At 52.4% G+C, this 13,820-nt stretch carries 13 protein-coding genes; 11 read left to right on the top strand and 2 right to left on the bottom strand.

Going from position 1 to position 13,820, the window contains the following annotated elements:
- Positions 1–31: 31 nt before the first annotated feature.
- From JTN23_RS18350 to JTN23_RS18335, 4 genes are all read left to right on the top strand, one after another.
- On the top strand, positions 32–1,132 hold the full coding sequence (locus tag JTN23_RS18350) for an imelysin family protein (protein ID WP_247236482.1): 1,101 nt from the start codon (positions 32–34) through the stop codon (positions 1,130–1,132).
- 24 nt (positions 1,133–1,156) lie between these two features.
- A complete protein-coding gene (locus JTN23_RS18345) occupies positions 1,157–2,506 on the top strand; it encodes an HTTM domain-containing protein (protein ID WP_247236481.1) in 1,350 nt (449 codons plus the stop codon).
- Positions 2,487–4,940 carry a TonB-dependent receptor domain-containing protein gene (locus JTN23_RS18340; RefSeq protein ID WP_247236480.1) on the top strand — a complete coding sequence of 818 codons (2,454 nt, stop codon included), beginning with the start codon at positions 2,487–2,489 and terminating at the stop codon, positions 4,938–4,940. The genes JTN23_RS18345 and JTN23_RS18340 overlap by 20 nt, the downstream gene beginning before the upstream one ends.
- A gap of 583 nt (positions 4,941–5,523) precedes the next feature.
- Positions 5,524–5,955, top strand: a complete 432-nt coding sequence (locus tag JTN23_RS18335) for a response regulator (protein ID WP_247236479.1) — start codon at positions 5,524–5,526, stop codon at positions 5,953–5,955.
- Positions 5,956–6,182: 227 nt separating this feature from the next.
- Here the strand turns inward: JTN23_RS18335 and JTN23_RS18330 are convergent, their stop codons facing one another.
- Entirely contained in the window at positions 6,183–6,605 is a 423-nt protein-coding gene (locus JTN23_RS18330; protein ID WP_247236478.1) for a response regulator, read from the bottom strand.
- Between the two features lie 783 nt (positions 6,606–7,388).
- Here JTN23_RS18330 and JTN23_RS18325 point away from each other — a divergent pair.
- The 6 genes from JTN23_RS18325 (at position 7,389) to JTN23_RS18300 (ending at position 11,414) form a co-directional block, all read left to right on the top strand.
- The gene (locus JTN23_RS18325) at positions 7,389–7,790 is read left to right on the top strand and encodes a nuclear transport factor 2 family protein (protein WP_247236477.1); all 402 of its coding nucleotides are present in this window, start codon (positions 7,389–7,391) and stop codon (positions 7,788–7,790) included.
- Positions 7,790–8,395 carry a GNAT family N-acetyltransferase gene (locus JTN23_RS18320; protein WP_247236476.1) on the top strand — a complete coding sequence of 202 codons (606 nt, stop codon included), beginning with the start codon at positions 7,790–7,792 and terminating at the stop codon, positions 8,393–8,395. The genes JTN23_RS18325 and JTN23_RS18320 overlap by 1 nt, the downstream gene beginning before the upstream one ends.
- A gap of 38 nt (positions 8,396–8,433) precedes the next feature.
- The gene (locus tag JTN23_RS18315) at positions 8,434–9,333 is read left to right on the top strand and encodes a carbon-nitrogen hydrolase family protein (RefSeq protein ID WP_247236475.1); all 900 of its coding nucleotides are present in this window, start codon (positions 8,434–8,436) and stop codon (positions 9,331–9,333) included.
- A gap of 213 nt (positions 9,334–9,546) precedes the next feature.
- Positions 9,547–9,789: a hypothetical protein gene (locus JTN23_RS18310; RefSeq protein WP_247236474.1), complete on the top strand. Its 243-nt coding sequence runs from the start codon at positions 9,547–9,549 to the stop codon at positions 9,787–9,789.
- 366 nt (positions 9,790–10,155) lie between these two features.
- Entirely contained in the window at positions 10,156–10,845 is a 690-nt protein-coding gene (locus JTN23_RS18305; protein WP_247236473.1) for a haloacid dehalogenase type II, read from the top strand.
- 83 nt (positions 10,846–10,928) lie between these two features.
- Positions 10,929–11,414: a vitamin K epoxide reductase family protein gene (locus JTN23_RS18300; RefSeq protein ID WP_247236472.1), complete on the top strand. Its 486-nt coding sequence runs from the start codon at positions 10,929–10,931 to the stop codon at positions 11,412–11,414.
- A 4-nt stretch (positions 11,415–11,418) separates the two neighbouring features.
- Here JTN23_RS18300 and JTN23_RS18295 read toward each other — a convergent pair whose 3' ends face one another.
- Positions 11,419–12,138, bottom strand: coding sequence for a glycosyltransferase (locus tag JTN23_RS18295; RefSeq protein WP_247236471.1), 720 nt, complete (start codon positions 12,136–12,138; stop codon positions 11,419–11,421).
- Positions 12,139–12,250: 112 nt separating this feature from the next.
- Here JTN23_RS18295 and JTN23_RS18290 point away from each other — a divergent pair, with 112 nt between their 5' ends.
- Positions 12,251–13,813 carry a hydroxymethylglutaryl-CoA reductase gene (locus tag JTN23_RS18290; protein WP_247236470.1) on the top strand — a complete coding sequence of 521 codons (1,563 nt, stop codon included), beginning with the start codon at positions 12,251–12,253 and terminating at the stop codon, positions 13,811–13,813.
- Positions 13,814–13,820: the final 7 nt, after the last annotated feature.

Genomic DNA, 13,820 nt, shown 5'->3' with positions numbered 1-13,820 from the left:
ATTACTTATAACTACCACCTGCCTCTGTGTCATGCTGGCCACTGTGTGGTCATGTGGTAATGGTGGAGGAGAGCCTACCCCCGGTACCGACACCGACAATATGGACCGGAAGGCGATGCTTACCAACCTGGCCGATAACATCATCATTCCTTCCTACGATAATTTCAAAACTAGGTTTGATGTCATGAAGGCTGCCTCGGAGGCATTTGTGGCTACGCCCAATCAGACTAATCTAGTTGCCTTCCGCAAGGCCTGGGAAGAGGCGTATATTGAGTGGCAGAAGGTAGAGCTGTTTGATATTGGCCCGGGTGAAGTACATACGATCCGCTACTACTTCAACATCTATCCCGCCGATGTACAGGGTATCGCTACCAACGTAGCCAATCCCGCTTCGGATCTGGAACTACCTACTTCCTTTGCCCGTCAGGGCTTCCCGGCGCTGGACTACCTGCTCCACGGAGTAGCGGCTACCGATGCCGAAGTAGTGGCCTACTATACCACCGCACCAGAGGCGGCAGCCCGTCGGGCTTACATCAAGCGCATCACCGACCGGATGAACAGCCTCCTGACCATGGTGATCAACGAATGGAAAGGTGGCTACCGCGATACATTTGTCAGCAAGACTGGCCTGGACATTAGCTCTTCTACCTCTAACCTGGTCAACAGCTACATCATGCACTACGAGCGGTACATCCGTTCGGGTAAGTTTGGTATCCCATCGGGCGCCATGATGAATGGAGTCGTAGCTCCCGAGAAGGTAGAAGCGTACTACCGAAAAGACCTGTCACTCATACTAGCCAGAACGGCTCACCAGGCGGCGGCTGACTTCTTCAACGGGAAGAATGTAAAAACCGGAGAAGCCGGTCCCTCCTTCAATACCTATCTGACTGCCCTTGGTGCTAAGGATAGCAGTACCGGCAAGACGCTCGCCGAACTTATTAATACCCAGTTTGCTACCAGTAAGGCTAAGATGGAGGCGCTGCAGCCCAACCTGTACAATGAGATCCGGACCAACAACCAGGCGGTGAAGGATGTGTACAACGAGATGCAGAAGGCCGTTCGGATGCTGAAGGTAGACATGGCGTCGGCCATGAGCATTACCATTACATACGTGGATAACGACGGTGACTAATCAGTAGGGGAGAGTTAGGCAGTTATGCAGGGATACTTACATAAGACTGGGTCGGCGGCTCCGCTGGCTGTGTTCCGAATCCTGTTCGGACTCCTGTTGCTGGCGAGCATTGTACGTTTCTGGAGTTACGGATGGATCAGTGAACTGTACATCAAGCCCAGGTACTTCTTTCCGTTCTATGGCTTTGAGTTTGTAAGGCCACTGGGAGAGTATACTTATTTGTTATTTGCGGTCTGTGGGCTGTCAGCTTTGCTGGTGGCCCTCGGGCTTTTTTATAGAGTAGCTACGGTTACGCTGTTTCTGAGCTTTACGTACATCGAGCTCATCGACAAAACCACCTACCTCAATCATTACTACTTCATCAGCCTGATGTGCTTCATGCTGATGTTCCTGCCGGCCCACGTGTACTTCTCGGCAGATGCCTTTCGCAACCCGAAACTACGGGCTGATCAGGTACCGGCCTGGTGCCTGGATGCGGTGAAGCTGTTTGTGGGCTTTCTGTACTTCTTTGCCGGCCTGGCCAAGGTGAATAGCGACTGGCTGCTACTGGCTCAGCCGCTCCGGATCTGGCTACCGGCCCATAATGACCTGCCGCTGGTAGGTTATCTGCTCAACTACACCTGGGTGGCCTACCTGTTTAGCTGGTTTGGCTGCCTGTACGATCTGTGTATCCCGTTTCTGCTCTGGAACCGCAGCACCCGTCCCTGGGCCTTTGCGGCAGTAGTTGTTTTCCATGGATTAACGGCTTTGCTGTTCCCGATCGGGATGTTTCCCTACATCATGATCATGACCGCCCTGATTTTCTTCTCGGCTGACTTTCACCAACGCATCATCAACTCTCTGGGGCGGATGCTGCGCCTGCGGGGGGATCAGCTGGTGCCGCGCCGGATCTACCGTATGCACCCGGCTCTGAACTATGGTCTGGTGGGTATGTTTCTGGTCTTCTTTGCTGTACAGCTGGTGCTGCCATTCAGGCACCTGTTCTATCCTGGTGAGTTATTCTGGACCGAGCAGGGGTACCGGTTTTCGTGGCGGGTCATGCTGATGGAGAAGGCCGGTCATACGGAGTTTACGGTCCGGGACCGGTCCGGCAAGAAAGTCATTGTAAATAACAGCGAGTTTCTGACCCCCCTGCAGGAGAAAATGATGGCTACTCAGCCGGACATGATCCTGCAGTATGCCCACATACTTCGTGATTATTACGCTCAGCAGGGCTTTGACCAACCGCAGGTCTTTGCTGACTCTTACGTGTCGCTCAACGGCCGCTTGGGCCGCCCCCTGATTGACCCTGAGGTCGATCTGGCCAACGAACAAGAAACATTCAGCCCCAAATCCTGGATCACCCCCTTCGACGATGAAATTAAAGGTTTTTAACTGCCTCCTCCTCTGCCTGATCGCTACCTGCACGCTGGCGCAGCAACATGCCACTTCCGGAGTGACGCTCACCGGTGTGACGCTCACCGGAGTAGTGACTTCTAAAAAAGACGGTTCCCCACTGCTACGCTGCATGGTGTACCTTGGCAACGGACAGCGTACCGCTACTACCAACGAGGAGGGGCTGTTCCGCTTTTCAGATGTACCCAACGGCGTCTACGATCTGAACGTAACGCATCCTGACTTTAAGGCCCATAAACAAACAATACGGGTACAGGGGCAGGCGCTACATCTGAGCATTGGACTCTCTACCCGCGACGAAGACCTCGATGAAGTGGTAGTGAAGGAAAAGCAGGGAGACTTCGGCTTCACCCGTATGCGCGGCGTGGAGAGTATGGGGATTTATGAAGGAAAAAAGACGGAGGTGATTCTGCCGGAAAAGCTCATCGCCAACCTGGCAACCAATAACGCCCGGCAGGTATTTGCGCGGGTGGCGGGTCTGAATATATGGGAGAACGACGGGGCCGGACTGCAGCTGAGCATCGGCGGGCGTGGCCTGGATCCCAACCGCACGTCCAACTTCAACGTGCGGCAGAACGGTTACGATATCAGCGCCGATGCACTGGGGTACCCTGAGAGCTACTACACACCACCCATTGAGGCCGTAGGCCGCATTCAGATCGTACGGGGAGCGGCCTCACTTCAGTACGGTACGCAGTTTGGTGGATTGCTCAACTTCGTGATGAGAAAGCCGGTACAGGACCGCAAGCTCGAGCTAACAGTGCGTCAGACGGGCGGTTCGTTTGGCTTTTACAACGGCTTCGTAAGCGCCAGTGGTACCGTAGGCAAGGTAAGCTATTACAGCTTCGCGCAGTACAAGCGCGGGGACGGCTGGCGGCCCAACTCCGGCTTCAACAATGTGACCCTCTTCTCGGACGTAGACTATAAGATTTCGGAGAATACCACCATAGGTATCGATGTGACGCATATGCAGTACCTGGCCCAGCAGCCGGGTGGATTGTCCGACGCCATGTTCCGGCAGGACCCTCGCCAGAGCAACCGGGAACGCAACTGGTTTGATGTAAACTGGAACATGATGGCTCTGCACTTTGACCACAAGTTCAATGCCTTTAACGAATTCAATCTGCGCTTCTTCGGTCTGGCGGCGCACCGTTACTCCCTGGGCTTCCGCCCTAACCGCGTCGCCACAGTTGATGACAACAGCGAGCGCGACCTGATCAAGGGGGAGTTTATGAACTGGGGCGCCGAGGCGCGGTACCTGAAGCGCTACTTCATCGGACCTACCCAGTCGGTGCTGCTGACGGGTGCCCGCTACTACTCGGGCTTCAACCACAGCATGCAGGGACTGGGAAGTACCGGTAAGGATGCGGACTTTACCTTCGTGGAGCCGGAGCGCTTTATAACCTACGATTACAGCTTTCCGAACAAAAACGTGGCGCTGTTCCTGGAGAATATCTTCTACCTCAATGACCGGCTCAGCCTGACGCCGGGGCTGCGCTACGAGTACATCCATACTACCGCCGATGGGTACTATGGCAGTATAGCCCGTGACCTGGCCGGTAACATCATCAACATCCAGCGTACCGAGGAGAGCCGTGCCAACGGACGCCAGCTTGTGCTGGGTGGGCTGGGCCTGAGCTATAAGCCCGTATCGTACCTGGATGTATACGCCAATGCTTCACAGAACTACCGATCCATTACGTTCAGTGATATGCGCATTGCCAATCCCTCGCAGGTGATTGATCCCAATATGAAGGACGAGCGGGGACACTCGGTAGACGTAGGCATCCGGAGCCACCAGACCCAGTTCCTGAATTTCGACCTGAGCGCTTTCTACCTCAACTACAACAACCGCATCGGTGAGGTGCAGTTCTACGACGAGAGCAACCGCGTCATGCGGAAGCGGGGCAACATAGGTCAGGCTGTGATCATGGGGGTAGAGTCGTACGTGGAGGGTGACGTGCTGCACTACCTCATGCCCCAAAAGCCGGAGCTGAGCGGGGTGCTATTCACCAACCTGGCTCTGATCCAGTCGGAATACCGCAGCAGCGAAATGGTGGGCGTAGCGGGCAAGCAGGTGGAATTTGTACCTAAGGTCAACCTGAAGTCGGGACTGCGGCTGGGGTACCGCAACTGGAAGGCTTCCTTCCAATACACGCACCTGTCCGACCAGTTTACGGAGGCTACCAACGCGGTCGATGGCGGGGTAGCCGGGGTAGTGGGTATTATACCTGCTTATACCATTATGGATGCCAGCGCGTCCTGGGAGTACAAGCGGTTCAGACTGGAAGGTAGCGTCAACAACCTGGCTAACCGGATGTACTTTACCCGCCGCGCCACCGGATACCCGGGGCCGGGTATACTCCCTTCGGATGGTCGGGGGTACTACCTCACGCTGCAGGTAAAATTGTAAACTCTAAAGAGCCATAACGGCAGCAGCCTCGGGACCTCCCGAGGCTGCTGCCGTTATGAGTATACACTAAAGAGGTGAATTAATAGTCCGCAGGTACAAAAATTCCCTAGTGGCAAGGCCATTAGGGAATTCTTTTAGTTTACCCACCTTTCAATAACTTAATAATTGTTATTAAAAAGTGTTGTAAATATAATCAATAGTGGTGTATAAGTTACAGTTATATATTAAAATTATTTAATATTTACAAATTATTCCTGCGCACGTCTAGTAGTAGGTGGATGTATACAGACACTCCGAAAGAGCAGGGAACTGTAAGAGTTATATGCGTAGACACTTTCGGAAAAAAGGCCAAACCAGCTTACAGAGGCGGTTTTTGTAGATAATAACGGAAATCCAGGCGAGGTCAGTATAGACACCAGGGCAAAACTTGGCTCCCGGGTACAGCGGGCTACCCGCGTACTTTGTACAGGTATGCTAACCGGCTCAAATTATTTTGTGGGAAGTCGCTGATACACATTGTTATAATGTATTTTTTTTATACATTTATAACAACAGCCTTCCCCACTTCTCAACAACTATACACATGACTACTACCTGCCTGCTTATTGATGATGATGCCGATGAACATTACCTGTTCGAGAAGGCGCTGCACGACGTAAATCCTGAACTGGGGTGTGTACTGGAAGATAATGGGAAAAAGGCACTCGAAAAGCTGCATGTAGATCAGAGTATCAGACCGGGAGTTATCTTTCTGGACCTGAATATGCCGGGAATGGATGGGAAGCAGTGCCTGGCTGAGCTAAAAAAAATTGACCGGCTAAAAGAGGTACCTATTGTGATCTACTCCACCTCTTCCAATACACGTGACGTCAGCGAAACCAAACTCATGGGATCTGCCGGCTACATGGTCAAGCCCGACCACTATAATGAACTGGTACAAACCTTGAATCGGGTGCTGGATGAGGTCACCCGTAGTCGTAGTCATTTCTTCTTTAATAAGGAGTCGCTGAATTAAAAGCGCTAATCTTCCGCTCCTGCCGCCGGACCTGATACCCGTCCGCAATTACTGCTTACGTTCAACTGCTTTTAGTTGGGCAATATCCTCCTGGCTTTCCTGCTACGCGGGCAGGTGTGCTCATACCAGGTGGGTGGAACAAGAGCAGGCTCCTGCCTGAATCTTTAATCAATAACAAGAGCAGCCTGAGGTACAAAGTACCCCAGGCCCAACCTACGCTTTTCGGGTTACGCTAACACAAAGTGATGCTTCAGCCTTTCGTGGTTTTTGATATTTTCGAGATCCTCAACGAAAAGAGGCTTGTTCCAGGCGTAAATAATATTGGAGTATTCGTTGGCTTTTTCCTGATCTTCGGGCTCTAACGAATAGGTGAGTATGCAGATCGGCGTATTGGGATAAAGTGACTGGTACTTCTGCGAGAATTCATCCAGAAAATCCCACCCATCCATAACCGGCATAAAAATATCGAGGAAAATCAGATCCGGTACTACACCCTGCTGGCTGGTGCCCAGTTGCTGAAAGTAATCAACTCCTTCTTTGCCGTTTTTCAGAGTAATAACATTCTCGGCGAATCGATTTCGTATAACTGTAAGCTTAATAAGTTCAAGGGTAGTTTCATCATCATCAATCAGCAATAAGTTCTTTATCATAGCTTTTCTTTTAAAGGAGGATATACGTGTAAAGGTGCATGACAGATTTTGATAGCCAGCCCAAACACGTCGTAAAGATAAAGGGATAGCTGTTAAAAAAGAAAATATTTATATATACCGATTTGTGGCATAATGGGCACATAATTAACAAATTAACGGGTTTGGTAAGGCTAAGGGAATGACTGGAAGGCATCAGGGGGCGCTAATGCCCTTTTTTTAGTGTTTAAAGCTGATTAGTACTTTTGGCGTACTTATCCAATGGTACCAGGTCACCTGATGGCTTTATCTTAAAATTTTTATAAACAGAAGCGGATTGATTCTCAAAGGGTAGTCCTGTCGGGCTCCTCCCGGGCTACCCGATCGCTACTTTCTGGCTTGGTGTCCTCTGCTGATTTGTCTAATTTCGGTCCGATGAAGCGTCAACAACGAAGCCGTCGTCGCCGGCCGGTAGCCAGGCGTAGCACCCGACGGAAAACCAGGCGGCGATTTAGGATTTGGGGGCCACTACGGCTGCTCGAATTTTTGGGAAGGGTACTATTCGCCTTTTTTGACAATCACTTCTACTGATCAGTATAGCCTTGGTACCTGGCTGATCAGGAGCCCTCAGATACTGGCTTCTGAGGGTACTCTTTCCCGCAGTTCCACCCTTTACAGGCTCTGTTGACTACCCGGCTACATACTAGTAGCGCTGATTGACTTCCCGGTTTAGGGGAAAAATACATGAACCGAATTGGACAGGGGGGTGTTCTACTCTAAGTTTTCAGTTAATAAACTCTATCATAAATGACCGCTTTAGCTATTGTAAAAAACTACTACGACGCTTTTAATCGTCAGGATTGGGACGGAATGCTGGCACTGGTGCACCCGGATATTCGCCATGAGCCTAACCAGGGTGAGCCTCGCATTGGCATCGAAAAATTCACGGAGTTTATGCGCCACATGGACGAAAGCTACGCCGAAACCCTGACGGACATGGTGTTTATGACGGAGCCTGACGGGAACCGCGTGGCCGCTGAGTTCGTGGTAAATGGTACCTACAAGAAGGCTGAGGAAGGGCTACCCGCTGCACATGGCCAGAAGTATGTACTACCCGCGGCGGCATTTCTGGAAGTAACAGACGGAAAGATCAGTCGCGTAACTACCTACTACAACCTGACGCACTGGATTCAACTGGTTTCGGAATAATGTCGGTTTCCAGAGAATCACTCCATTACATTACTAAAGAGGGACCGGCCATAGCGGAGGTATTCGACCCGCTGGCCGAGTTGCGCATCGCGGTATTTCACGATTTTCCGTACCTCTACGAAGGCTCGGTCGAATACGAAAAGAAGTACCTGCAGACCTACGTAAAGTCGGAGCAGTCGATGCTGTTTGCCGTATATGATGGAGTGAAGATGGTCGGAGCAACTACCTGTCTGCCCCTGCGTGACGAAATGCCGGAGCTGCAGGCCCCTTTTACAGAGTCTGGTTATGACCTGAACTCTATTTTTTATTTTGGAGAAAGTCTGTTGTTGCCTGCGTATAGAGGACTGGGGCTGGGACACCGCTTCTTTGATGAGCGCGAAGCCTATGCCCGAAGGCTGGGAACCTACCGTACTACGTGTTTCTGTGCGGTAGAGCGGGACGAAAATCACCCCAACCGGCCGGCCCATTACCGGACCAACGACGCCTTTTGGCAGAAGCGGGGCTACCGCAAGGAGCCATCGCTACAAGCTACCCTCGACTGGCCCGATATAGGCGAGTCGGAATCGACGCCCAAGACGATGACGTTCTGGCTGCGTGATCTTTAAAATGATTGGTGTAGTACTGTAAAAGATAAATATACGAGATGAAAGTAACCATTGCGGCAGCGCAATATCCAATAACCGAACATAAAACATTTGCCGACTGGCGTAACCACATAGAGGAGTGGGTAGTGGATGCGGTCCGGCAGCAGGCCCAGCTGGTGCTGTTTCCGGAGTATGGCTCTATGGAGCTGGTCAGCCTTTTTGAGCTGGAAGTGCGGGAAGACCTGCGCCGTCAGGTACGTGAGCTCAATGCGCTGAAAGATGATTTCTGTGCGGTGTTTGCTGACCTGGCCCGGCAATACAATCTCGTTATTGTGGCTCCTACGCTGCCCGTACTGGAAGAAGGTAATATACTTAACCGCGCTTATGTATTCTCACCCAAGGGTATGGTAGGCTACCAGGACAAGTTCTTTATGACCCGCTTCGAAAACGAGCAGTGGGGCGTACAGAGCGGTCCCAAGAAGCTGACACTTTTTGATGCGCCCTGGGGTAGCTTTGGTATCCAGATCTGCTACGACGTGGAGTTTTCGCTGGGCTCACAGTGGCTGAGTGCGGCGGGAGCGTCGCTGATACTGGCCCCCAGCTGTACCGAAACCCTGCGCGGCTCCACCCGGGTACATGTAGGTGCCAGAGCCCGCGCTTTGGAACACCAGGCTTATACGGTAGTATCGCAGACAATTGGTGATGCCCCCTGGTCGCCCGCCGTGGATATCAACTACGGATTTGCGGCCTTCTACTGTACACCCGATAAGGATATGCCCGAAGAAGGCATCATCAGTACGCATACACCTCAGAAAGCCGGCTGGCTGGTACAGACTCTTGATTTCAAACAGATTGAGTCGGTGCGGCAGGACGGGCAGGTCTTTAACTACAAAGACCACCAACGATTGGCTACCGGATTTGTGGATGAGTCGGTTGAGGTCGTGAGGCGGGAGGTATAGAAACAAACATCTAATTTACAGGGGCGGGACAAAAGGGTTGTCCCGCTTTTTTTTTATAATAGTAGAATACCAGATTAAACCTTACATCGTTTTGTAGGTCCAACTGCATATTAGCGAAACTGCAAAATAAAATAGTGGACTTGTTGGGTTTGGCAGTAAAGTTGTAAGGTAGTTTGTTTATATTTGATTGTAAACCTCCTAAAAGAAAGAAGAATGCATAAAGATCCCTCCAATCCGTTGGATAAGCTGTTTGGGGCTATCCAGGGTGTAAATGAAGCCTCCGAAAGAGTTGACCAGTACGTTAGAAAATCTTTACCCGTTTCGGCGATGGACAGCTTTCGTGAAAAATGTAAAACCCTGGACAGAGAGACCCTGCCCTGGTACCTTGAGTACTTCGAAGAACTCGAAATGTACGAACACTGCGCCGTAGTTAAAGAAACAATGGAATTGGCTTAGTAGCCATTATGTTACGTAATAATGTAAGCCTATCCGCTCCGGCGGGTAGGCTTTTGTTTTGAGGAGTAGCTTTATAACGGCCGCTACACCGCAGGTTCAGTACCGCCTGAATCACCAGCGGAATACTTACACTACCAAATAGGATCAGCTCTACGGCAAAGGCTTCCAACTGATCCGGGTACCTACCACTGCCTGACTTCGCAGTCTAATAGTACTACCAATCTGTAAAAGTACTTCCAGGTAAGTACTCTCTTTTTTGTGTCCGGACCTAAAACTTATCGAATGGCAGGAGGTTTATCATCTGGCGGATTTACCCTAAAGGTAGTTCCGCTTACAATTGGTTGTTCACTCTTTACCTATTGACCCATGCCTGCTGACCAGCTCCGTACCAAGCCCAAACTACTGCTGTTCGATGTTAACGAAACACTCCTGGACCTCAGTGAGATGAAGAGCAGGATGAATGCGGCCATCGGTAATGAGTTTGCGTTCACGCATTGGTTTACCCTGATGCTGCAGTACTCCCTGGTCGAAAACGTCACCAACCAGTACCACAGTTTTGGTGAAATCGGTCAGGCTACTTTTGAGATGGTGGAAGATATCTACGGAATCAGAGTACCGGATCAGGAAGCGCAGGAGCTACTGGGGATGATCCGGCAATTACCTCCGCATCCGGATGTAGAGCCCGGCCTTACCATGCTCCGGGAAGCCGGCTTCCTGCTGGTTGCCCTGACCAACGGGGCTGACGAAGCCCTGGAGCAGCAAATGGGGGCCGCCGGACTAGCCGGCTATTTTGATTTTCTTTTCTCGGTTGATTCCGTCAAGAAGTTTAAGCCCGCCCCGGACCCGTACTGGTACGCTGCCAATGCCCTGGGGGTAAAGCCTTCGGAAGCTATGCTTATCGCGGCCCACGGCTGGGATATTACGGGAGCACTGCGGGCGGGACTGCAGGCGGCTTTCATAGCCCGGCCGGGCAAAACTCTGTACCCGCTGGCGCCTGAGCCGCAGCTGGTTGGGGTAAGTCTGGTAGATCTGGCGGAGAAGCTCACCAGGATGTAAGGAGCAGAGCGCCCACTAAACAAAGTCATACTGGGCTGGTTAAGACAATAGTACTACACCTATATCCACTAACCATTAGACAGATGATAACTACTGAGGACAGGTCTGTTATAGACGAGATACGTGACGACCGGAGCGAGGCCGTTGAAAGCCGACGTAAAATAGCGGCGCTGGCCGCTACCGGTCTGGTAGATTTCAGCTTCATTTCGCTCTACCAGTTGGGCTATATCAAGCACATGCCCGACCTTCCCGGGGAGGTATTCGATTCCGAAAAGGTAAACTCTTCAAAAGATGCTGTACTGCTGGGCATACCCGATGCCCCCATTAGCCTGTTGATGTATGCGGCTACGGTACTACTGGCTACGGCGGCTACGCGTCAGACCCGATACTCCAGGTACTTTGATCTGCTTATGGGGAGTATAATACTGGGTCAGGCTGCCGGTGGTGCTCATTACCTCTACAATATGGCTAAAGTGCAGAAAAAAGTATGTCTGTACTGTGTTGCGGGTGCTCTGATCAACTTTGTATCGGTCAAGCCGCTGCTTGATCTCTACCGGGCCAGCAGGTAGCCGCTTACCGGATGTCAGCGTACAGTCTTTTCAGCTTTTCCGGCGAGTACCCCACTCCCCACAGGAACCCTATGTACAGGTATATAGCATTGGCCCGCCAGAAGCCCCACTTAGCTACCCGCCGGTCCGACGACTCCACCACCCGGTTGACCTGCCGGATACGGCCGTACTGTACCAGCTTGAGCATCAGGTCGGCTTCTTCCATGATGGGGAGGCCATCGGTATAACCACCGCAGGCCAGGAACTGGTCGCGACGACAAAAGATGACCTGGTCGCCAAACAGCAGCCGGGCGCCCTTGAAGAAGAACAGGTGGGGCCGGAACAGCAGAGGGGCGTAGTAGCTTTTGATATAGTTGTGGAAGGAAGTAAGCCAGCAGGTTCGGAGCGGCCCACGCATCAGCGATATAAAACCTCCGGCCGCCGTTCGTGGATTGGCCAGGGTCTGCCGGATGACCAGCAGGGCATCGTCGGGTAGGGAGGTGTCGGCGTGGAGGAAGCAGAGCAGGTCGCCGGTAGCGGCACGGGCACCCCGGTTCATCTGGGTAGCGCGGCAGGCTACCTCCGACTGTACCAGCTTCAAGTAGGGCATTGTGCGCTGTTCCGCCATCACTCGCTCCATAGTACGGTCGGTACTGCCTCCATCAGCCACGATTACCTCATAGGGAGCCGGAGATAGCTGCCGGATCAGGCGTAGCGTACGGGGCAGCGTGTCCTCCTCATTCAAAGTAGGTATTATGATAGAAACAAGGGTCACAATGTGTCGGGCCGATTGATAGTACCTGATAAACTAAGTTCAGGCAGAAGGGTTATACCTATCTAACCTTACCCCTCAGTTCATGTTCAAATTTCTTCCGAATGTACTGGTAAAGCAACTCTATACCCGCAATAGTCTTCGTAATACGCCAGATGGTTTTTCGTTCTCTCTGAAAAACCGGCTGGCAGATGCCCGCTTCACCGGATTGCAACGTGCCTCCATTGATGGACAGGAGCACCCGGCTGAGGTATTTACGCTGGAAACAGACGAGGGAGTAATGATACCGGTTAGTGCTATTACAAAGGACCAACCGCTTGCCTTCCCACTACGGCAGTCGGTGCTGGTGCGGGCTACAGGAGCGCAGTTGCCGGAAGGAGTGCATACCCTGGAAATTGCGCTCTACACGGAGCCCTTTGGTGCCCTAACGCTGAAAGTAGAGGACGAGCTGCAAACTATGCAGTCGGAGCAGGAGCCGGTGGTAGGGATTCCCCGCGATTCGGTCAATGACTATTCAACGGAGGCCATCAGCCAGCGGCAGCAGTACATGCGGGACTTCACCAAGACCCAGCCTGAGCACCTTACCCACTACTCCTTTGGGGCAGGCCTGGTTAAAGGCCATTGCGAAAACTTCGTAGGAGTGGCCCAGGTACCCATAGGACTGGCGGGGCCCCTGCTGGTGAACGGGGAGTATGCGCAGGGGGAGTATCTTATACCGATGGCGACGACTGAAGGTACCCTGGTAGCCTCTTACAACCGGGGCATGAAACTGATCAATAAATGTGGAGGAGTGACCTGTACAGTACAGGATGAGGGGATGCAGCGGGCCCCGGTGTTTCAGTTGGCCGACGCCCGGGCTGCGCGTGACTTTGTACAATGGGTTGAGGAGCACCAGGATGAGCTGCGATTTGAAGCGGAAGTAACCTCCAACTACGCCAGACTCCGCTACGTCGATAGCTACCTTAATGGCAGGCTGGCTTTTCTGCGGTTTGGGTTTTCGACCGGTGATGCCGCCGGGCAGAACATGGTTAGTAAGGCGACACTAGCCGCCTGCAACTGGATCCTGCACCACTACGAGGGCATCGAGCACTTCTACCTCGAATCCAACATGGCTACCGATAAGAAGCCCTCGCAGATCAATGTTCTCAAAACAAGGGGCCGTCGCGTAACGGCCGAAATACGGATCCCGCGTGACTTGCTGGTACGGGAGATGCAGGTGGAACCCCAAACACTGGATCGACACGCGCGTATCGGCAACGTAGGGGCGTGGCTGTCGGGCACCAACAACAACGGCCTGCATTCGGTCAATGGCCTGGCGGCGATGTTTATAGCCACCGGGCAGGATGTGGCTTGTCTGGCCGAATCGTCGGCGGCCATTACCTACTCCGAGCTAATGCAGGATGGTACTTTATATGCCTCTGTTACGCTGCCCTCGCTGGTCGTGGGGACGTACGGTGGAGGTACCGGTCTGCCTACCCAGCGCGAATGCCTCGAGCTGATGGGTTGCTACGGAGCCGGCCAGGCTAATAAACTGGCTGAGATCATGGCCGGAGTGGTGGCGGCGGGCGAATTGTCCCTGGCTGCCGCCATCTCTTCGCTCGATTGGGTATCCAGTCACGAGGCCAGCCGCAATCAACATAAGAACTAAGTGTTAC

The sequence above is a fragment of the Telluribacter roseus genome (assembly GCF_017355915.2).
Classification (GTDB): Bacteria; Bacteroidota; Bacteroidia; order Cytophagales; family Spirosomataceae; genus Telluribacter.
Note: the sequence above shows the minus strand (reverse complement) of the source record. Positions and strands in the feature narration are given on the sequence as shown.